The following is a 20708-nucleotide window of genomic DNA, read 5'->3' as shown; positions in this document are numbered from 1 at the left end:
CGTGAGCGTCGACAGGGCGCGCGTCGAGCGGCTGACCCGCGAACTGCTCGACGCGATCGGGGAGGACCCGGATCGGCCAGGGCTCACGCACACGCCGAGTCGCATGGCAGAGCTGTACGCCGAGTTCTTCGCCGGTGTCGGAGAGGATCCGGCGTCGCACCTCGCACGCACCATCAGCGTCGCGCGCGGGCCGGCGCCGGACACCCTGCCCTCCGGGGCGGTGCTGCTGCGCGACATCCGCTTCCGCTCGGTGTGCGAGCACCACCTGCTGCCCTTCGCCGGCGTCGCGCACATCGCGTACCTGCCGGGCGAGCAGGTGGTGGGCCTGGGCGCACTGGTGAAGGTCGTCGAGACACTCGCCACCCGCCCGCAGGTGCAGGAGCGGCTCGGCGAGCAGGTGGCGGATGCCATCGCCGAGAACCTCGACACCCGTGGCGTGCTCGTGGTGCTCGACGCCTCGCACGGCTGCGTCACCATGCGCGGCGGCCGGCAGCCGATCGCCACCACCGTGACCATCGCCGCCCGCGGCGCCTACACCGATCCTGCTGCCCGCGCCGAGCTGATCGCCCTGATCGGCGGCCCTTCGGCAGGCTCAGTGGCCCAGGGCGTGGGGGAGCAGTTCTCATGACGGGCATCTGGGGCATCCTGAACATCACTCCCGATTCGTTCAGCGACGGCGGCAGCTACGTCGAGCTCGACATCGCCGTCGCCCGCGCGCGCACGATGCGCGCCCAGGGGGCGAGCATCGTCGACGTCGGCGGCGAGTCCACCCGGCCGGGCGCCGAGCGCATCAGCAGCGCCGAGGAGCAGCGCCGAGTGCTTCCGGTGATCGAGGCGCTCGCCGCCGAGGGCATCCCGACGTCGATCGACACCCTCAACGCCGACACCGCGGCGGCCGCCGTTCGCGCGGGAGCGCGCATCGTGAACGACGTGTCTGGCGGACTCGCGGATGACCGGATGCTCGCGACGGTCGCCGAACTCGATGCCGACATCGCCATCGGCCACTGGCGCGGACCGTCGAGCGACATGTACGCCCGAGCGCAGTACGTGCGGATCGCCCGGGAGGTGGCGTCCGAGCTGCGCGAGCGCGTCACCGCCGCCGCGGTGGCCGGCATCGCACCGTCGCGCGTCATCCTCGACCCGGGCATCGGCTTCGCGAAGTCGGGGCCGCAGAACTGGGAGGTGCTGCGCGGGCTCGACGAGATCGTCGCGTTGGGGCATCGCGTCCTCGTCGGCACGTCGCGCAAGCGCTTCCTCGCCGAGACGCTCGAGGGAGATCCCGACCGGTCGCGTCGCGATCTCGCCACGGCCGTGACGAGCGCGCTCGCCGCCCGAGCGGGCGCGTGGGCGGTGCGGGTGCACGACGTGGCCGCCACCCGCGATGCCCTTGCCGTCGCGAGCGCATGGGATGGTGTCTGACATGAGCGCAGTCGACGAGATCACCCTCACCGGGCTGACGGTTTTCGGGTACCACGGCATCTTCGACTTCGAGCGTCGTCAGGGCCAGGAGTTCACGATCGACCTGACGCTGCAGCTGTCGCTCGCGGCGGCCGCCCGGTCGGATGACGTCACCGACACCGTGCACTACGGCGAACTGGCCGACACGGTCGCCGCGATCGTCGCCGGCGAGCCGGTGAATCTCATCGAGACCCTGGCGGAGCGGATCGCGGATGCCGCTCTCGACGACGTGCGCGTGCAGAACGTGACGGTCACCGTGCACAAGCCGCACGCGCCGATCGAGCAGACCTTCGCCGACGTCTCGGTCACCGTCCGGCGGGGGAGGCAGTGATGGACCGTCGCCTCACCCACCTGCCGGATCTGCCCGACCCGCGGCCCGGCCGCGAGCCTCAAGTGGCCGTGATCGCACTCGGATCGAACGAGGGTGACCGCGGCGAGATGCTGCGCGCCGCGGCCGAGCGGCTGCGCCGCCTACCCCTGGTCGACGATCTCGTGATGTCCGAGCCCATCGAGACGGTGGCGCTGAAGCCCGACGGCCCGGACCCCGACGCGCCGCCCTACCTCAACGCGGTCGCGCTGATGACGACCCGCCTCGCACCGCAGGTTCTGCTGGGCATGCTGCACGCGGTTGAGGAGGAGCAGGGCCGGGTGCGTGTGGAGCGCTGGGGCGACCGCACGCTCGACCTCGACCTCATCGCCTACGGCGACGTGGCAAGCGACGCGCCGCACCTGCAGGTGCCGCACCCCCGTGCGGCCGAGCGACTCTTCGTGCTCGAGCCCTGGCTCAGCATCGACCCCGACGCGGTGCTCCCCGGAGCGGGCCGCGTCGACGAGCTGGTGCGCCGACTGCGCGACGCGGGCGAGCGATGAGACGCACCTCCCCAGCAGTGCTGTTCGTGCTCGCGCTGCTCGCGACAGGCGCGGGCTTCGCCTTCGATCACCTGCTGACCGTCACCGGACGGGCGACGTTCACGCCGTCCGGCCTCCTGCCCGTGCTGCTCGTGCTCATCGCCGTGGCCGTGCTGCTGCTGGCCCTGCCGGTGCGGCGCAGCACGCGCGGCGGGCGGCGGATTGACCCGTTCCGTGCGCTGCGCGCCGCCACGCTCGCGCGCGCATCCAGCCTGCTCGGCGCGATCATGGCGGGTTTCGGCGCGGGTCTGCTGCTCTTCCTCTCCACCCGGCCGGTGCCTGCGCCGGTAGGGTCGGTGGTGGCGATGATCGCCCTCGTCATCTGCGCAGCGCTGCTGGTCGGGGTGGCTCTCATCGCGGAACAGTTCTGCACACTGCCGAAGGATCCTGATGAGCGACAGCCAGACGAACCCGCCTCGTGAACCGAGCCTGATACCCGCTGCTCCGGCCGCGGCCGATGTGCTCGATGAGGGGACGTACACGGGCATCCGCATCCCGCGCGGCACGGGCGCCCTCGCTCTCGACGGGCAGTGGCACCAGATCTCGCCGCGCTACGTGACGTCGCAGTTCGTGCAGAACGCGATCATCATCGTGCTCGTCGCGATCGCCGCAGCCGTCGCCGCCATCGTGCTCGAGATGACCTGGGTCTGGATCCCCGCCGGCGCTCTCATCGCCATCGACGTGATCACGCTGGCCATCCTGCCCCGCCAGGCCAGGGCGCTGGGATACATGCTGCGCGCCGACGACATCGTCTTCCGTCGCGGCATCCTGTGGCAGCGGATGGTGGCGGTGCCGTATGGGCGCATGCAGCTCGTCGACATCACCCAGGGTCCGCTCGACCGCGTCTTCGGGCTCTCCCAGCTGAAGATGGTGACGGCCGCCGCCGCCACCGGCGTGCAGATCCCCGGGCTCACGCAGGCCGCCGCCGAGGCGCTGCGCGACACTCTCATCGAGGTGGCCGAGACCCGACGGACCGGTCTGTGAGCACCCCCGAGCACTCCACCCCGGCCCCCGCCACTCTGCCGCAGGGCGGCTCATCGTCGCTGGCCGACGGCGAGTGGCACCGGATGCACCCGCTCACCCCTCTGTTCAAGGGGGGCTTCGCGCTGATCGTCGTCGCGGGCATCATCATCACCAACATGCGCGACAAGCTGATCGACTGGGTCGTGCGGCTCTTCGCTCCCGACTCGCGCTTCCGCACCAGCGGGGGTGACCCCGTCGACTGGGTGCTCGAGAACAACCTGGTGCTGCTGGCACTGCTCGCCGTGCTCGGGCTGGTGGTGCTGCTCATCGCCGTCTTCTGGTTCCTCTGGCGCTTCCAGCAGTTCCGCATCACGGGCGAGCACGTCGAGATGCGCAAAGGGCTGCTGTTCCGGTCGCACCGGCGCGCCCCGCTCGACCGTGTGCAGGGCGTCAACCTCACCCGTCCGTTCCCCGCGCGACTGATCGGGCTGGCGAAGCTCGAGGTCGTCGGCGCGGGCAACGACGCCAACGTGCCGCTCGAGTACCTGTCGACCGGGATCGCCGAGGCCGTGCGCGCCGACATCCTGCGGCTGGCGGCCGGTGCCCGCAGCGCGCGCCTGCAGGCATCGGGAGCGACGCCGGCCCCCACCGCTCGCGAAGCGCTGATCGGGTCGATGAACGCGGGAGTCTCGGGACTGATCGAGGGCGTCGACCTCGCCGACGTCGCACCCGAGAGCGTCGTGAAGATCCCCGCGGGGCGGCTGATCGGATCGCAGCTCGTCTCGGCGGTGCTGTGGGTGCTCTTCTTCGGCGCCATCTACGTCGTCTCGATCATCGCGATGTACCTGGGCATGACGGCCGACGGCGAGAATCCCGCCGACATCGCGCTCGCGATCGTCGCGCTCAGCCTCGGCATGGGCATCCCGCTGATCATCGCCGTGGTCGGCATCACCTGGGCCCAGATCTCGAAATCCCTGCGCTACTCGATCGCGTCGACGCCCGACGGCGTGCGCATCACCTTCGGTCTGCTGACGACCATCACCGAGACCCTGCCGCCCGGACGGATCTTCGCCGTCGAGGTGTCGCAGTCGCTGCTGTGGCGACCGTTCGGCTGGTGGACGGTGAAGATCAACCGCATGACCGGCAAGAGCGCCGCGCAGCAGACCTCGGGAAACACGCAGCAGTTCAACACCGTGCTGCCCGTGGGGCGCCGGGCCGACGTGGAGCGGGTGCTCGCTCTGGTGCTGCCCGGCATCACTCCCGCCGAGATCGGCGCCATGTGGGAGAACGGCGTTGTCGGCCCCGCCGCAGACGACCCGTACCGGACGATACCGGCGCGGGCAGCCTGGCGCCGACCTCTGTCGTGGAAGCGGCACGGCTATCGCCTCACCGAGCACGCGGTGCTGGTGCGCCGCGGCTTCCTCTGGCGGCGCCTCGCTGTGTTCCCCCTCGCCCGGCTGCAGAGCGTGTCGATCTCGCAGGGCCCGATCGACCGGCTGCAGCGGGTCTCGCACGGGCAGATCCACTCGGTCGCGGGTCCGGTCACCGGCACCATGTCCGGCCTCGAACGCGATGACGCGATCGCGCTGCTCGACGGCGTCAGCAGGGCGGCCGCACTCGCCGCTTCGAGCGACCGCACTCACCGCTGGGCCGAGCACGCGTCGGACCCCGTGCAACCCGACACGGTGCACCCCGACCCCGTGCGCTCCGACACCGTGCACCCAGACCCCGTGCGTTCCGACCCCGTGCATCCGCCCCGATGGACGCAGCGATGACGCGTGAGGGACGCCTCGGGATCGGCATCATCGGCGCGGGCCGGGTCGGGCCGATCGTCGGCGCCGCGCTGGCCGGCGCAGGGCACGCGATCACCGGCATCACCTCGGGCTCCGACGACGACCGCGCAGCCGCCGTCCTGCCGGGCGTTCCCGTGCTGGACGCGCAGGAGGTGACCCGGCGCAGCGAGCTCGTCATCGTCGCCGTGCCGCACGACGAGCTGCCGCGGCTCATCAGCGGCCTGGCAGAGCTCGGCGCCTGGCAGATGGGCCAGCTCGTGCTGCACACCGACCCCGCCTACGGCATCGAGGTGCTGCGCCCGGCGGCCGAGCGGGGGGCGATACCGCTCGCCGTGCATCCGGCCATCTCCTTCACCGGAACCACCATCGACCTGCGCCAGCTGCAGGCGGCGTTCGCTGCGGTCACCGCGCCGGCGGCCGTGCTGCCGATCGCACAGGCGCTCGCGGTCGAGATGGGCTGCGAACCGGTCGTCATCGCCGAGCAGGATCGCCCGGCGTACGCCGAGGCGATCGCCACCGCATCCGAGTTCTCCCGCTCGATCGTGCAGCAGGCCACCGGCCTGCTGCGAGGCGTCGGAATCGATAATCCCGGCGGCTACCTCTCCGCCCTGGTCGGGTCGACCGTCGAGCAGGCGCTGCGCGCCGCATCCGACCCGCTCACCCCGCCCGCCGAGCAGTGACCCGCGGGGCGGAGCACGTCAGCGTCCGCCCGAGAACCCGCCGCCTCCGCCACCACCCGAGAACCCGCCGCCGGTCGACCCGCCAGACGAGCTCGAGGCCGGTGTGTACGTTGCGGCGGTGTTCATAGAGGTCGAGTAGCTCGAAAGGCGCGAGGCGAGGGAGACTCCGACGTATGTGCTGACCCAGTCGGGACCGCGGCCGGTGTCGGCGTACGAGGTCTCGAGAACCTTCGACCAGCTGCCCTCCTGCCGGAACAGCATCGCGTAGGGCAGCAGCTTCTCGTACAGGTGCACCACATCGATGGAGCCGTCGGCACGACGCTCGGCGCCCTCGACAGACTGCAGCATGCGCAGTCGATCGGCCTCGGCCACCCGGATGAACTCTCGCACGCCGAGCAGATACTCGGCCCGCTCGGCGCCCTGCGGGGTGAGCACGGTGTGCCTGCTGAAGGCCACGATCGCCGTGACGCCGACGCCGACGGCGGTGAGAACGAAGGCGATGATCGACAGCGGCAGCAGGTCGCGGTCTTTCGTGGCCGTCCAGATCAGCAGAGCGAGGGTGGCCGCCAGCATTCCGAGCGACACCCAGCCGAGCGTCATCGCCGCGCGGCTGCGCTCGGATGTGGTCCAGCCGCGGCTCTTCGCCTCGTCGGCGCCCCTCTTGACGAGCTTCTGCATGCGCTTGGCGAACTTCGTGCTCGTGCGCGGGATGCGGCGCACCGCAGCGCCTGCGGGGAACAAGGCGTCCAGCATCGCCGCATCGAGCGGGTGCCCGGATCGCGTTCTGTCGAGCAGGCGCATGACCGGCCGCGCGTCGCCATCATCCTCCAGGCGCAGCGCACCCTGCACGGCCAGGTGCACCATCTGCGCGGGAGCGGGGTTCGGCGCATTCTCGATGAGCGCAGCGGCGATGAGAGGAGGCAGATCCGCAGGCACATCGAACTGCGCGACGACGATGCCGGTCGCGGTGCGGCGTCGACGACGCATGCCCGCGACCGCGATCCACGCGCCCGCGGCGGTGGCGAGCGTCACCCCGCCGGCGACGACCGGCGCGAAGTCGGCCACCGGATCGGGCTCGCGGGCCGCCGGCTGGGTGACCGTGCCGCCGGCGAACCCGATGGCCACCGTGACGCCTTCGCCGGCCTCGCGCCCGCCGGAGGCGACCTGGAACGTCGAGCCGTCGTCCGACTTCTCGATGTCGCAGGGGCGACGCTCGCCCTGGTGACCTGCGTAACAGGCGGTGTCGCCGGTGGCCGCGGCCGCGAGCTCGGGGGCGAAGCGGATCCGGGCGTCGAAGCGCCCGATGGCCTGCGTGCTGTTCAGTGGCAGCAGGTTCCAGTAGAACTCGTCGTTGCCCGACTCGGTGCTGTGCATCATGAAGTCGCGCATGGTCGACCTGATCACGTAGGTGGTCGAACCGTGCACGTAGTCGTCGGTGCCGGTGAGCACGAGCACCATGTCGTCCTCCGTCTCGACCTCGAAGGGCACATCACGGCCCTCGGCATCCGTCACCGAGATGATGTCGATGTCGAGCCCCGCACCCAGATACCGCTGCGGGTAGCCGCGGATGATGCCCTTGTTCTGATCGTGCTGCGGGAATTCGGCGACCAGCGTCTCGGTTACCTCAGCGATCGCTCTGCCGTCGGCGTCGAGTGAGACGTCGTACTCGGCCGACCAGGACGAATACGAGAAGTCGTCCACATCGGCGGCGGCCGGGGTGACAGGCAGCAGCGCGGCGAGCAGTCCGATCGCGAGCGCGAGCGCGACGAGCGCGCTCCGGGCGTCGAGCGGGGCGGGGGTTCGCTGAGCACGCATGCCCAGAGGCTATCCGGTCGCCGGCGACGGCTCGGGGTCGAGGGGCGCGCGCCGGTAGACTCGAGGGGACTTTCCCAAGGAGCCCCACCCATGACTGACGCGTCCGCGCCGACCACCGCATCCGCCGAGCTCGAAGACGATGTCTTCGAGCAGAAGGCGGTTCGCCTCGCGAAGCGCGAGCGGCTGATCGAGAAGCGGATGGATGCCGGCGGCGGTGCGTTCCCCGTGTCGGTGCCCGTCACTCACACCATCCCGTCGCTGCGCGCCGAATACGGCGAGCTCGAACCCGACACGGCGACGGGAGTCACCGCCGGCGTCGCCGGACGCGTCGTGTTCAGCCGCAACACCGGAAAGCTCTGCTTCGCGACGCTGCAGGCCGGTGACGGCTCGCGCATCCAGGCCATGGTCTCGCTGGCGAACGTCGGCGAGGAGTCGCTGGCCGACTGGAAGGCGCTCGTCGACCTCGGCGATCACGTCTTCGTGCGCGGCGAGGTCATCTCCAGCCGCCGCGGAGAGCTGTCGATCATGGCGGATGCCTGGCAGATCGCGTCGAAGGCGATCCTGCCGCTGCCGAACGCGTACTCCGAACTCAGCGAGGAGGGCCGCGTGCGCAGCCGCTTCCTCGACCTCATCGTGCGCGACCAGGCCCGCATGACCGTGCGCGCCCGCGCTGCCGTGAACGCCAGCCTGCGCGCGACGTTCACCTCGCACGAGTTCCTCGAGGTCGAGACGCCCATGCTGCAGGTGCAGCACGGCGGCGCCTCGGCGCGCCCGTTCATCACCCACTCGAACGCGTTCGACACCGAGCTGTACCTGCGCATCGCCCCCGAGCTGTACCTGAAGCGCGCGGTCGTCGGCGGCATCGAGCGGGTCTACGAGATCAACCGCAACTTCCGCAACGAGGGCGCCGATTCGACGCACAGCCCCGAGTTCGCGATGCTCGAGGCGTACCAGGCGTACAGCGACTACAACGGCATCGCCGACCTGACCCAGGAGCTCATCCAGAACGCGGCGGTCGCCGTCGCCGGCTCCACCACCGTCACCTGGGCCGACGGCACAGAGTACGACCTCGGCGGCGAATGGGACCGCATCTCGATGTACGGCTCGCTGTCGGCGGCCGTCGGCCGCGAGTTCACCCCGCAGGACGACGTGGCAGATCTCATCGCCTTCGCCGAGGCGAACGGCGTCGACATCCCGCCGCACCCCACCCACGGCAAGCTGATCGAAGAGCTCTGGGAGCATTTCGTGAAGGTCGATCTCGTGCGCCCGACCTTCGTGATGGACTTCCCCGTCGACACTTCGCCCCTCGTGCGCGAGCACCGCTCGATCGCCGGCGTGGTCGAGAAGTGGGACCTGTACGTGCGCGGCTTCGAGCTCGCCACGGGATACTCCGAGCTGGTCGACCCTGTCATCCAGCGCGAGCGCTTCGTCGAGCAGGCCAAGCTCGCCGCGGGCGGCGATGACGAGGCCATGCGCGTGGACGAGGAGTTCCTGCGTGCGCTCGAGCACGGCATGCCGCCGTCGGGAGGCATGGGCATGGGCATCGACCGTCTGCTGATGGCCATCACCGGCCTCGGCATCCGCGAGACCATCCTGTTCCCGCTCGTGAAGTGACCCGGGCATGACCCCGAACGTCGTCGACCTGCTGATCGCCGTACTGCTGATCGCGTCGGTCGCGACCGGCCTCGGGGCGGGCCTGTTCGCCGTGCTCGGCTCGGTGTGCGGCCTGGTGCTCGGCGCACTCGCCGCGCCGTGGGTGCTGCCGCTCGTGGCGCGTGCGGTGCCCGAAAGCGGGCCGAAGGGGCTGCTGCTCGTGCTCGCCGCGGTCGTGCTGCTCGCCGTCGGCGCGAGCATCGGCGGGGCGATCGGTCGAGTCGTGCGCCGCGGCGCCGATCGGCTGCGCCTGCGGCTGGTGGAGCGGATGCTGGGTGGGCTCGCCGCGCTGGTCGCGGGCGCCCTGGCGATCACCATGGTCGGCTCGGCGATAGCCGCCGCGGGTGTTCCCGTGCTCTCGGCCACCGTCGCGTCGTCGAGCGTGCTGCGCACCGTCGAGCGGTACATCCCGCCACCCCTGGCTGAGGCCGCAGCGCGCCTGAACGCCTTCGCGTTCGGCGAGACGGTGCTCCCCACCCTCGAAGGGCTGCTGCAGCCGGGCCAGCTGGAGGCGGCCCCCGAGGCGACGCCGATCGAGCTCGCCACGCCCGAGCTCGAGCGGGCGGCAGCGTCGGTCGTCAAGGTCTCCGGCGCGGCGGACGGGTGCGGGGTCATCTCGACCGGGACCGGGTTCGTGATCGCCGAGGACCGCATCATGACGAACGCACACGTGCTGGCCGGCGTGTCCGCCCCGATCGTCGAGGTGCCCGGCGAGCCGGCGCGCGACGCCACGGTGGTGTACTTCGACCCGATCGACGACATCGCCGTGATCGCCGCCGACGTGCAGGCCGCCCCGCTCGGCCTGGCCGACGCGCTCGCGCCCGGCGAGAGCGGCGCGGTCATGGGATACCCGTTCGGCGGGCCGTTCCGGGTGACGGCCGCCGGGGTGGTCTCGTCGTCGAGCGCCCCCGTGCGCGACATCTACGGCGACAGCGCGGCTCCGCGCGGTGTCTACGCACTGCGGGCGCAGGTCGAACCAGGGAACTCCGGCGGCCCGCTGCTCACCGCCAGCGGGCAGGTGGCCGGGATGGTGTTCGCGAAGGACGCCACCACGCCGAACGTCGGGTACGCCATGACGAATGACGAGCTGCTCCCCGTCATCGCGCAGCTCGGCGCTGCCGGCGCCCCCGTGCCCGTGGGGGCCTGCATCCGCTGACCCGCCGGCGGTCACGGCCGCCGCAGCGCCCACTCCGGCAGCATCGCCGCCGCGAGGATGCTGGAGATGAGCGAGGCCATGCTGTGGCCGGGCTCGAGACGCAGCGCCTCGTCGACGTACGCTCCCGCGTGAGATGAGCGACCCATCGCCCATGCCAGCCATGCAGCGGCGGTGAGCGCCCCGACCTTCGCGTGGCGCGGTGCGCGGGCGGCGGCCGCGCGCACCACCTGCAGCGCACAGCCGAGCCTGTCGAGATCTGGGCGGGGGCCGCGGCCCATGAACACCTCGCCGATGGCATCCGGCACCGAGGTGCGATCACTCGAGAAGGCGAGCTGCGCATCGAACGCGCGGTACCCGAAGTCGAGATCGGTTGCCCACTGCACGAGGATCGCATCACGCAGCGGCGGGCGGCTCAGACACCACAGCAGGGCGGCGCAGGCGAACGGGTCGTCATCGAGCGGCGAGTCGAGCAGATGCTCGATGAAATGGGGCAGATCGTCGAGCATCACCTCGGCGGCCATGATCGCGATGGGGTTCTCGGAGCGGGCTCCTGTGCCGTGCATGCTGTGCTCGATCGCGTCACCGAGGTCGCGCAGCGCACGGCCGACGATCTCGCGCTCGGCGAGATCGCTGCGCGGCAGCTGGGCGCCCGCCAGCTGATCTCCGCTGACGTCGCCGATGCCCGGCACGGCAGGAGCCGCGGGGATGTCGCCGAGCGGATGCACGAGGGGGACGTCGTCGAGGTAGTCGCCCCAGCCGTCAGGCGTGACGCACAGCGCCTCGACCACTCTCAGCCCGGCGTGGCTGCACACGTCCACGATCGCCTCGGCGAGCGAGAGATGAGGAAGCAGCACGCCGTCGGGCACCTGCGCCGCCTGGTGGTCGGTGTAGGCGACGACGGCGACCGCGTCGGTGTCAGGCACCTGCAGCAGCGCGCGCAGCGCGACGTCGGCGAACTCGTCGGGATCGACGTCGGCCGCCGGCAGATCGATGCGCATCGCGCCCTGCGTGCGGGTGCCGTGGAACGGCAGCAGGACGATGCTCTGCCGCGGTGTGAAGCCGGCGAGTGCCGGCACGAGGCCGAGGAATTCGGCGGGGTCTGTGGCGTGGATGATCGTGGTCATGAAGGGGAGTGTGCGGGACGCCGCCGACCGCGCGAGCGGCGTCCGGCGCGCTCTCCACGGCGACGGTGCACGGAAGTCCGCAGATCCCGTGCTGTGCAGGATCAGTGCTCGCACCTGCCGCCTCGACGGCTGCCTCACAGATGCGCGCGGTACCATGGATGGGTGGAGAGCTTCTGGGTTGCTGCGGCGTGGTCACTTCTGCCGACCATCGCGGTGAGCGTGGTCTTCGTGATCGTGCTGCGCGGCATCCTCCGCTTCGATCGCACCGAGCGCAAGGTGCACGCGCAGATCGAGGCCGAAGAGCGCGCTGCTCGCGGCCTGCCGCCGCGCGTCTGACGCACCGGATACGCTGAGCCGAGACCATCGGCAGGGGAGGCTCTGTGCTCGACGTGAACACCTGGCCCTGGTGGGCGGTGCTCGGCTATGTCGTCATCGACCTCAGCGTGCGTGTCTTCGCGATCATCGTCGTCCCCCGCAATCGCCGCCCCACCGCGGCGATGGCGTGGCTGCTGGCGATCTTCTTCATCCCCGTGCTCGGCATCCTCCTCTTCCTCCTGATCGGGAACCCGAGACTGCCCCGTCTGCGCCGACGCAAGCAGGAGCGGATCAACCACTACATCGCCGAGACCGCCAGCAACCTCCGGCTCGGCTCGCTGCGCCCAGACCCTCCGGAGTGGTTCCCGCCGCTGGTCACGATGAGCCAGGCGATGGGGGCACTGCCGCTGTCGGGCGACAACGGCGCGCACCTCATCAGCGACTACCAGGCCTCGCTCGATGCCATGGCCGAGGCCATCCGAGGTGCGCAGGACTACGTCCACGTGGAGTTCTACATCCTTCAGGCCGACTCCTCGACCGACAACTTCTTCCGGGCGATGGAAGAGACGGCGGCCCGCGGGATCCCGGTGCGGGTGCTGCTGGACTACTGGGCCAACCGCTGGAAGCCGAAATACCGCGAGACCGTGCGGCGTCTGGAGAGGATGGGCGCCGACTGGCATCTCATGCTGCCTGTGCAGCCCCTGCGCGGACGCATCCAGCGACCCGACCTGCGCAACCACCGCAAGCTGCTCGTGATCGACGGCACGGTCGGCTTCCTGGGGTCGCAGAACATCACCGACTCCTCGTACAACCTGCCCAAGAACATCCGCCTGGGGCTGCACTGGGTCGACCTCATGGTGCGCGTCGACGGGCCGGTCGTCGCCAGCCTCAACGCCGTGTTCCTCAGCGACTACTACGCCGAGACCGACAGCGTGCCGGAGGGCATCGACATCACCCGCATCGAGACCGGGCACGGCGATCTGGACTGTCAGATCGTGCCGTCCGGCCCTGGATTCGAGGTCGAGAACAACCTCCGCCTGTTCCTCGGGCTGCTCTACGCCGCCCGGGAGCGGATCATGATCGTCAGCCCGTACTTCGTTCCCGATGAGGCACTGCTCGCGGCGGTCACCTCGGCCGTCGATCGCGGAGTGCAGGTCGAGCTGTTCGTCTCCGAGCAGGGCGACCAGGCGATGGTCTACCACGCGCAGCGCAGCTACTACGAGGCGCTGCTGCGCGCCGGCATCCGGATCTGGATGTACCCGAAGCCGTACATCCTGCACACCAAGAGCCTCACCATCGACGATCAGGTCGCCGTGATCGGCTCGAGCAACATGGACATGCGCTCGTTCGGTCTGAACATGGAGGTCTCGATGCTCGTGCGCGGTGAGGAGTTCGTCGACGAGATGCGGGTGGTCGAAGACGACTATCGCTCGCTCAGCCGCGAGCTGACACTGGAAGAGTGGATGCAGCAGCCGCTGCGCTCGACCGTGCTCGACAACCTCGCACGGCTCACCTCCGCGCTGCAGTGAGCCCCAGGGCACGCCCGCTTTGGGACGATCGTCGCGGGCGTGACACCATCAAGGCATGAGACCCCTCCGCGCATCCTCCGCCGTCGCGGCGCTCGCCGCCGTCGCCCTGCTCGCGGCGGCGTGCGCCGGCACCCCCGGTTCGGACGTGCCGACGAGCTCCCGCACGCCGAACGAGGTCTCGACCCCGCCGATCGCCGACGGAGTGAGCGAGGTCGAGGTGGCGTGGCTCGACGGGGGTCGCGCCATCGCCGTGCTGACCTGGGGATCGTCGTCCTGCGCCCCGACGCTGGGCGACGTCGCGAAGATCGACCAGGGCATCCGCGTGACCCTCGCCGCGAGCGGCGAAAAGGCGTGCACCGACGACCTGGCCCCGCGAGCGCTGACGGTGCCGGTTCCCGAGGGTGTGGATGTCACCGCAGACGTCGAGGTCGAGATCGTGCACGGACGGCGCACTGACACGGCCGGCCTCGGGGCGCTCGCCGCGGCGCCGCAGGGGCAGACCGACTATCAGCCGTCGGCGAGCTGGTTCGATGACGACGGCATCGTGCTGCTGACCTGGGGGTCGGGCTCGTGCCCGCCGATCGTGGACGATGTTCAGGCGACGGATGCCGGCGCGACCGTCACGTTCCAGGACATCGATCGCCCCTGCACGATGGACATGGCTCCGCGCCTGACGCCCCTCGCGGTTCCCGAAGGCCGCGCCGACGGACCCTTCGAGCTGACTCTGGTCGGCGGCGGTCTCGACGGCAAGGTCACCGTGGAAGGCTGACGGCCCGGGCTCAGAACCCGGAGGTGTCGTGGCCCTCGGGCAGCACGATCGTCAGACCGCCGCGCTGCACCCGGCACACCATCCGCACGGCGACGCCGAGCTCGTCGCCGTCGAGCTCGATCGAGGTCGGACCGATCATGGCCGCATCGGCCTCGGCGCCGCGCAGGTACCGGATCGATGCGTCTCTGCCGCGCCGTTCGAGCACGCGTCGCCCGGCGCGGGTGCGCCTGAGCACCGAGTTGTCCCACCACACCTTGCGCCAGATGCCCAGCCAACCCAGCGGTCCCGCGGCCTGGATGAGGGCGATGTCCATCGCGCCGTCGTCGAGTGAGGCATCCGGAAGCAGCGCGATACCCGCAGGTAGAGCACCGCAGTTGGCGAACAGCATGCTGTGCACCTTGGTCGAGTGCAGTCGGCCGTCGTCGACCTGATAGACGACGCGGAACGGCTTCGCGCCAGGGAGAGAGCGGGCGGCGCCGTCGAGATAGGCGACCCAGCCCACCGAGCGCTTGAGGTCGGGGCGCGTGTTGGCGATCATGTCGGCGTCGAGGCCCATGCCGGCGAGCACGACGAAGCCGTGCTCGCTGATCGTGCCGTCGGGCCGGTTCAGGCGTGCCCATCCCATGTCGACCGGGTAGGTGAAGCCCGTGAAGACGGCCTGCATCACCTTCTCGACGTCGAGCAGCGGCAGGCCCAGGTTGCGGGCGAAGAGGTTGCCCGTGCCGCCGGGAAGGACGGCGAACGGGATGCCCGTTCCCGCCATGCTCTCGGCCACCGCACGGATCGTGCCGTCGCCTCCCGCAGCGAGGACGGCGGCGGCACCCTCATCGATTGCGGCGCGCGTGATCCCCTGGCCGGGATCTTCGATGCTCGTCTCGTAGAAGCGCGGGGGAGCCCACCCGTGCGCCCGGGAGAGCGAGAGCAGACCGGAGCGCAGCCGCTCGGCGTCGACCTTCACCGGGTTGAGGATGAGAGCCGCGTGCGCGCGCTCGCTCCTCGATTCCGACATGCCGCCACTCTACGACCTGCGTGCAGGTGGGTGATCGCCGCCCGAGCGCGCCCGGGGCCGTCGATAGACTTGCCCCATGATCGATCTCGCCCTCCTCCGCGACGAGCCCGAGCTCGTCCGACGCTCACAGATCGCGCGCGGCAACGCGCCCGAAACCGTCGATGCGGCGATCGAGGCGGATCGATCGCGTCGTGACGCGCTGAGCGCCTTCGAGTCGCTGCGCGCCGAGCAGAACGCCTTCGGCAAGACGGTCGCGAAGGCGCCGAAGGACGAGAAGGCGGCACTGGTCGCGCAGGTCAGAGAGCTGGCCGATCGCGTCAAGGCCGCGCAGCAGGCCGCGAACGAGGCGGCGGATGCTGCGGCGTCAGCCCTAGAGCGCATCGAGAACGTCATCATCGACGGAGTCCCCGCCGGAGGCGAGGAGGACTTCGTCGAGCTGCGCCGCGTGGGCGATGTACCCACCTACGACTTCGAGCCGCGCGACCACCTCGAGCTCGGCGAGATGCTCGGCGCCATCGATATGGAGCGCGGCGTCAAGGTCTCGGGCTCGCGCTTCTACTTCCTGAAGGGCATCGGTGCGCGACTCGAGATCGCCCTGATGAACCTCGCGCTGGACAAGGCGCTCGCGAACGGCTTCACGCCGATGATCGTGCCGACGCTCGTGCGCCCCGAGATCATGCAGGGCACCGGATTCCTCGGCGAGCACGCCGACGAGGTCTACCACCTCGACAAGGAGGACCTCTTCCTCGTCGGCACCAGCGAGGTGCCCCTCGCCGGCTACCACAAAGACGAGATCCTCGACCTCGCCCAGGGCCCGCACCGGTACGCCGGCTGGTCGACGTGCTACCGCAGCGAGGCCGGCTCATACGGCAAGGACACCCGCGGCATCATCCGGGTGCACCAGTTCAACAAGCTCGAGATGTTCGTCTACACGACTCCCGAAGACGCCGAGGCCGAGCACGAACGCCTCGTCGCGCTGCAGGAGGAGATGCTCACCGCTCTCGGCCTCGCCTACCGGGTGATCGACGTGGCCGCAGGCGACCTCGGGTCGAGCGCGGCCCGCAAGTTCGACATCGAGGCGTGGGTGCCCACGCAGGGTGCGTTCCGCGAGCTCACCTCGACCTCGAACTGCACGACCTACCAGGCGCGGCGCCTGGACATCCGGTACCGCCCCGAGTCGGACGACGCGGCGCCGGCGAAGACGCGCACCGTCGCGACGCTGAACGGCACGCTCGCCACCACTCGCTGGATCGTCGCGATCCTCGAGACCCACCAGCAGGCCGACGGCTCGGTGACCGTCCCGGAGGTGCTGCGCCCGTATCTCGGCGGCATCGACGTGCTGCGGCCGACCGGCTGGTCGGAGCAGCCCGGCGTCACGCAGGGCGCCGAGTGAGGTCGCGCGGCCTGGTCGGGCTCGACGTCGACGGCACCATCCTGCTGCAGGACGAGACGCTCAGCCCCGGCGTCGCCGCTGCGGTCGCCGAGGTGCGCGATGCCGGCTACGAGGTCATGATCGCGACCGGGCGCAGCTGGGGCGGCACGAAGCGCTTCGTCGACGAGCTCGGGATGACGGCCGAATACGTCGTGTGCTCGAACGGCGCGGTCGTGATGCGCCGGACCGTCGACGGGTGGGAGCGCTGGCGCGTCGAGGTCTTCGACCCCGCCCCCGTGCTCACGCTGCTGCGCGAGACCCTGCCCGAAGCCCGGTACATGGTCGAGCTCGCCTCCGGCGAGCGGCTCTACACCGAAGTGCTCGACGATTGGACGCTCGACGCCGGCCGTCGGGTCGAGTTCGACGAGCTCATGCAGCAGCCGGTGTCGCGCATCGTGGTGGTCTCGCCCGAGCACGACGAGGCCGACTTCCAGCGGATCGTCGCCGAGGTCGGGCTGAACGAGGTGTCATACGCCGTCGGCTGGACGGCGTGGCTCGACATCGCGCCGAAGGGCGTCGACAAGGGGAGCGCGCTCGAGCGCGTGCGCGCGAAGCTCGGCGTGCCGCGCGAGAGGGTTCTCGTGGCCGGTGACGGTCGCAACGATCTGGGCATGTTCGCCTGGGCACTCGCCGGCGGCGGGCGCGCGGTGGCCATGGGGCAGGCGGTCGGGGAGGTGCAGGATGCCGCCGGCGAGCTCACTCACGCCGTGGAGGACGGCGGTCTGGCATCCGCCCTGCGCACCCTCCTCTGAGCCCGCCCGCGCGAGTGCCCCGCCCAGAAGATCCCCAGGCGGCCGCGAAAGAATGAGTCGTCCTGATCGGCTTCCGCGAAACCGATAGACTCGACGACTGACCGTCCGGTGCGAACCGGCGTCGGGAGGGTTGTCCGAGCGGCCGATGGACCTGGTCTTGAAAACCAGTGGGCAGCAATGTCCCGTGGGTTCGAATCCCACACCCTCCGCTTCATGTCGAAAGGCCCCCGAGTGAGCACGTCCGTCAAACGGCGCCAGCCCGTGGCGCGCCATGGTCAGCTGCGGTCTCCGAGTGCGGTGGGGCAGCTGCTCAAGATCGTCGGCGTCGTGCTCGCCGTCGTGCTCGTGAGCGGCGTGGGCGTCGCGGGGTACGTGCTCAGCAGCTTCACGAACACCGTGACGGCCAACGCGGTCGAGCTGGACGACACGAAGGAGCTCCCGCCCGACATCGGGGCGTATCCGGGCGGATTCGACATCCTCCTCGCCGGCGTCGACACCTGCGAGGAGAAGTACGCCTATCTCTTCGGAGAGCGCTGCACGGGCAAGGACGCCGCTGGGACGCTCAACGACGTGAACCTGCTGGTGCACGTCTCGGCCGAGCCGCGTCGGGTGACCGCCGTCAGCTTCCCGCGCGACCTGATGCTGCCCATCCCCGAGTGCACCGATGCAGACGGCAACACGAAGTCGGCCATGAGCAAGCAGCCGCTCAACGTCGCCTACGAGCACGGCGGCGAAGGCGGCGGACTGAACTGCGTCGCCCAGACGATCTCGAAGCTCACCGGAGAAGACATCGAGTTCGCCGCGAAGGTCACCTTCGGCGGCGTGATCGAGATCACCGACGCCATCGGCGGCGTCGAGGTCTGCCTGGCGAACCCCATCAAAGACAAGTACACCGGCCTCGACATGCCCGCGGGTACGCACACCATTCAGGGCATGCAGGCGCTGCAGTTCCTGCGCACGCGCCACGGCGTCGGCGACGGGTCGGACCTGGGCCGCATCGGCAATCAGCAGCAGTACATGTCGAGCCTGGCCCGCAAGATGATCAGCGGAGAGGTGCTCGGCAACGTGCCCACGATGCTGCGTCTCGCCGACACAGGACTGAACAACCTCGAGGCCTCGACCTCGCTCGCCGACCCGATGAAGATCGTGCAGATCGCCCTCGCCGTCAAGAGCGTGCCGTTCGAGGACATCGTCTTCGTGCAGTATCCGACCGCCACCGATCCCAGCGACCCCAACAAGGTCGTGCCGGACAAGCAGGCGGCCACGGCCCTGTGGGATGCCATCGCCGCGAACAAGCAGCTGCAGATCACGCACCAGAACACCAAGGACGACGGTGTGGTCGTGCAGGAGCCGCAGACTCCGGCGACCCCCGAGGCGCCCGCGACCGAGGCTCCCGATCCAGGTGCGACGGAGTCGACTGCTCCGGTGCCCGACGATGTCGCACAGCTGCCCAGCTCGATCAGGGGCAACTCGGCCGCAGTGCAGACCTGCTCCAACGGCAACGTCCGTCGCTGATCGCGCGGAGGTGCCTCGGGACTCGGCCCGGCAGCATCAGTCGGTAGCATCGTCTGGTGACCACCCTCCAGATCGCGCGCCGCGGCGAGGGCGGGTACGCGCAGTACCGCATTCCCGCGCTCGCCGTGACCGCCCGCGGAACTCTGCTCGCCGCCTACGACGGCCGTCCGAACCTCGACGACCTGCCCAGCCCGATCGACCTGCTGGTGCGGCGCAGCGCTGACAATGGCGTGACGTGGGGGTCGCAGCAAGTCGTGCGCACCGGCACCGGGCTGCAGGGCTTCGGCGACCCGTCGCTGCTGGTCGACAGCGAGACCGAGCGCATCTTCATGTTCCACGCCGCCGGCACGCGGGCCGGCTTCTTCGAAGCCGTCGAGGGCACCGAGCCCGTCGACGAGGTGCAGCACGTCGACGTGTCGGTGTCGGACGACGACGGCCTCACCTGGACGCACCGGCGCCTCACCGCGCAGCTCAAGCGGCCGGGCATCACGGGCATCTTCGCCGCATCCGGCACGGGCGTGCGCGTCGACGAGGGCCGGTACGCTGGGCGTCTCGTGCAGCCCATGGTGCTGCTGGATGGCGGGGAGATCACCGCGGCCGCGGCGTACAGCGATGATCACGGCGACACCTGGACGCTGGGAGCCGCCGTGGGCGGAGGCACGAACGAGTCGTCGATCGCCGTCATGCCCGATGGGTCTCTGCTGCTGCACTCGCGCGGCACGCCGCGCCGGCTGGCCTCGCGCTCGACCGACGGCGGCGTGACGTGGAGCGCCGTCGAGCAGGTCGCCGGACTTCCCGATCCCAGCGACAACGGGTCGCTGCTCGCCCTCGCGGGTGCGCAGACGCCACCCGGAACACTGCTCGTCACCTCGAACCTCGACCCCGAGATGCGCCGCAACACGGCGGTGAGCCTGTCGTTCGACGGTGGGGCGACCTGGCCGCATCAGCACGTGATCTGCGAAGGCAGCTCGGGTTACTCGTGCGCGGCCGCCCTGCCCGACGGCCGCATCGGCGTGCTGTACGAGCGGGAGGGATACTCCGAGATCGTCTTCACCACCGTGAGCCTGCCGCAGATCCAGGATGCCGGCCCGATCGACCCCGAGGCCGCCCGGGTCGGCGCACCGCCCGTGCCCACCCTCGAGGTCATCCTGCGTTCGATCACGCCCGGACTGCCCGACGAGTGGGTGCACGTCGGCGAACACCACGTCTACCCCGTCGACGCGGGAGGCGTCGCCGCGAGTGCGTGGAAGGAAGTCGGCCAGGCCTACGGGGCGGCAGGGGGCATGATCCTCGGCACCCGCGAGGCGCAGCTGCGCAACTACGGGCCTCCGCAGCCGGGGCTGCGCGCAGGAGACATCCTCGCCTTCCACGTGCGCGTGCGCGTGCCCGCGGCTGCGGGCGCGTGGGGAGTCGTGCTCGAGCATCCGGGCGGTAGCGCCCCGCCGCAGGACATCCCCGCCGGAGGGCGGCTGCTGTTCTCTCAGCCCTACCCCGCACTCACCGTCGACGATGCCGATATCGCCGCGGGCGTCGTCACGGCGCGATTCGCCGTGCCCGAGCTCGGGCTCGAGCGTGAGCTGCGCTTCGACTGCGCGACGGGCCGCCCGATCGGCTGAACACGCGCTCGATTCGTAGGAGCCCCGCAGAACCGTTATGATTGCAAGGCGCATCCAGTGGAAACCGGGTGCCTGGAGACGTCGCATAGTCAGGCCTAGTGCACCACCCTGCTAAGGTGGAGTCCTCGCAAGGGGACCGAGGGTTCAAATCCCTCCGTCTCCGCTCTCAGATCCTGGCTCGAAACCCGCGGAATTCCGCGGGTTTTCTGCTTCCTGCGGG

At 70.4% G+C, this 20708-nt stretch carries 20 protein-coding genes and 2 tRNA genes; 19 read left to right on the top strand and 3 right to left on the bottom strand.

Annotated features, from left to right (window positions below; all coding sequences use genetic code 11):
- Window position 1: 1 nt before the first annotated feature.
- Genes folE through PGB26_RS02135 form a run of 8 tightly spaced genes read left to right on the top strand, consistent with a single transcriptional unit; the run spans window position 2 to window position 5803 of the window.
- Window positions 2-628, top strand: a complete 627-nt coding sequence (gene folE / locus PGB26_RS02170; protein ID WP_271638663.1) for a GTP cyclohydrolase I — start codon at window positions 2-4, stop codon at window positions 626-628.
- On the top strand, window positions 625-1419 hold the full coding sequence (gene folP, locus PGB26_RS02165; protein WP_271638662.1) for a dihydropteroate synthase: 795 nt from the start codon (window positions 625-627) through the stop codon (window positions 1417-1419). Before folE ends, folP begins: the two co-directional genes overlap by 4 nt.
- Window position 1420: 1 nt before the next feature.
- Complete coding sequence (gene folB, locus PGB26_RS02160; protein ID WP_271638661.1) at window positions 1421-1789, top strand: dihydroneopterin aldolase; 369 nt, start codon at window positions 1421-1423, stop codon at window positions 1787-1789.
- Window positions 1789-2328, top strand: a complete 540-nt coding sequence (folK, locus tag PGB26_RS02155; RefSeq protein WP_271638660.1) for a 2-amino-4-hydroxy-6-hydroxymethyldihydropteridine diphosphokinase — start codon at window positions 1789-1791, stop codon at window positions 2326-2328. Before folB ends, folK begins: the two co-directional genes overlap by 1 nt.
- Window positions 2325-2789 (top strand): DUF3180 domain-containing protein, encoded by a 465-nt coding sequence (locus tag PGB26_RS02150; protein WP_271638659.1) that lies wholly within the window; start codon window positions 2325-2327, stop codon window positions 2787-2789. The genes folK and PGB26_RS02150 overlap by 4 nt, the downstream gene beginning before the upstream one ends.
- A complete protein-coding gene (locus tag PGB26_RS02145) occupies window positions 2758-3351 on the top strand; it encodes a PH domain-containing protein (protein WP_271638658.1) in 594 nt (197 codons plus the stop codon). Before PGB26_RS02150 ends, PGB26_RS02145 begins: the two co-directional genes overlap by 32 nt.
- A complete protein-coding gene (locus tag PGB26_RS02140) occupies window positions 3348-5105 on the top strand; it encodes a PH domain-containing protein (RefSeq protein ID WP_271638657.1) in 1758 nt (585 codons plus the stop codon). The genes PGB26_RS02145 and PGB26_RS02140 overlap by 4 nt, the downstream gene beginning before the upstream one ends.
- Window positions 5102-5803, top strand: a complete 702-nt coding sequence (locus tag PGB26_RS02135; protein ID WP_271638656.1) for a DUF2520 domain-containing protein — start codon at window positions 5102-5104, stop codon at window positions 5801-5803. Before PGB26_RS02140 ends, PGB26_RS02135 begins: the two co-directional genes overlap by 4 nt.
- Window positions 5804-5821: 18 nt before the next feature.
- Here the strand turns inward: PGB26_RS02135 and PGB26_RS02130 are convergent, their stop codons facing one another.
- Window positions 5822-7618: a DUF2207 domain-containing protein gene (locus PGB26_RS02130; RefSeq protein WP_271638655.1), complete on the bottom strand. Its 1797-nt coding sequence runs from the start codon at window positions 7616-7618 to the stop codon at window positions 5822-5824.
- 90 nt (window positions 7619-7708) lie between these two features.
- Between PGB26_RS02130 and lysS the strand changes: the two genes are divergently transcribed.
- Together lysS and PGB26_RS02120 are read left to right on the top strand one after the other, a co-directional pair.
- Window positions 7709-9232: a lysine--tRNA ligase gene (gene lysS / locus PGB26_RS02125; protein WP_271638654.1), complete on the top strand. Its 1524-nt coding sequence runs from the start codon at window positions 7709-7711 to the stop codon at window positions 9230-9232.
- A gap of 7 nt (window positions 9233-9239) precedes the next feature.
- Window positions 9240-10427: a MarP family serine protease gene (locus PGB26_RS02120; RefSeq protein ID WP_271638653.1), complete on the top strand. Its 1188-nt coding sequence runs from the start codon at window positions 9240-9242 to the stop codon at window positions 10425-10427.
- A gap of 11 nt (window positions 10428-10438) precedes the next feature.
- Here PGB26_RS02120 and PGB26_RS02115 read toward each other — a convergent pair whose 3' ends face one another.
- On the bottom strand, window positions 10439-11551 hold the full coding sequence (locus tag PGB26_RS02115) for a DUF4192 family protein (protein WP_271638652.1): 1113 nt from the start codon (window positions 11549-11551) through the stop codon (window positions 10439-10441).
- Between the two features lie 162 nt (window positions 11552-11713).
- Here PGB26_RS02115 and PGB26_RS02110 point away from each other — a divergent pair, with 162 nt between their 5' ends.
- From PGB26_RS02110 to PGB26_RS02100, 3 genes are read left to right on the top strand one after another with little or no spacing between them, the layout of a single operon-like run.
- Window positions 11714-11887, top strand: coding sequence for a hypothetical protein (locus PGB26_RS02110; RefSeq protein ID WP_271638651.1), 174 nt, complete (start codon window positions 11714-11716; stop codon window positions 11885-11887).
- Between the two features lie 44 nt (window positions 11888-11931).
- Entirely contained in the window at window positions 11932-13395 is a 1464-nt protein-coding gene (gene cls, locus PGB26_RS02105) for a cardiolipin synthase (protein WP_271638650.1), read from the top strand.
- 55 nt (window positions 13396-13450) lie between these two features.
- Entirely contained in the window at window positions 13451-14164 is a 714-nt protein-coding gene (locus tag PGB26_RS02100; RefSeq protein ID WP_271638649.1) for a hypothetical protein, read from the top strand.
- Between the two features lie 10 nt (window positions 14165-14174).
- Here the strand turns inward: PGB26_RS02100 and PGB26_RS02095 are convergent, their stop codons facing one another.
- Window positions 14175-15173 carry a diacylglycerol/lipid kinase family protein gene (locus tag PGB26_RS02095; protein WP_271638648.1) on the bottom strand — a complete coding sequence of 333 codons (999 nt, stop codon included), beginning with the start codon at window positions 15171-15173 and terminating at the stop codon, window positions 14175-14177.
- 76 nt (window positions 15174-15249) lie between these two features.
- Here PGB26_RS02095 and serS point away from each other — a divergent pair, with 76 nt between their 5' ends.
- The 6 genes from serS (at window position 15250) to PGB26_RS02065 (ending at window position 20651) form a co-directional block, all read left to right on the top strand.
- A complete protein-coding gene (serS, locus tag PGB26_RS02090) occupies window positions 15250-16566 on the top strand; it encodes a serine--tRNA ligase (protein WP_271638647.1) in 1317 nt (438 codons plus the stop codon).
- Window positions 16563-17357, top strand: a complete 795-nt coding sequence (locus PGB26_RS02085) for an HAD family hydrolase (RefSeq protein WP_333909432.1) — start codon at window positions 16563-16565, stop codon at window positions 17355-17357. Before serS ends, PGB26_RS02085 begins: the two co-directional genes overlap by 4 nt.
- Window positions 17358-17481: 124 nt before the next feature.
- Window positions 17482-17566, top strand: a tRNA-Ser gene (locus PGB26_RS02080).
- A 22-nt stretch (window positions 17567-17588) separates the two neighbouring features.
- Window positions 17589-18872 carry an LCP family protein gene (locus PGB26_RS02075; protein WP_333909431.1) on the top strand — a complete coding sequence of 428 codons (1284 nt, stop codon included), beginning with the start codon at window positions 17589-17591 and terminating at the stop codon, window positions 18870-18872.
- 56 nt (window positions 18873-18928) lie between these two features.
- Window positions 18929-20488, top strand: coding sequence for a sialidase family protein (locus PGB26_RS02070; protein ID WP_271638645.1), 1560 nt, complete (start codon window positions 18929-18931; stop codon window positions 20486-20488).
- A 74-nt stretch (window positions 20489-20562) separates the two neighbouring features.
- Window positions 20563-20651 (top strand) — tRNA-Ser (locus PGB26_RS02065).
- The last annotated feature ends 57 nt before the right edge of the window (window positions 20652-20708 follow it).

The sequence above is a fragment of the Microbacterium sp. nov. GSS16 genome (assembly GCF_028198145.1).
Lineage (GTDB): Bacteria > Actinomycetota > Actinomycetes > Actinomycetales > Microbacteriaceae > Microbacterium.
The sequence above is the reverse complement of the archived record's forward strand: the minus strand, read 5'-3'. Positions and strand labels throughout refer to the sequence as shown.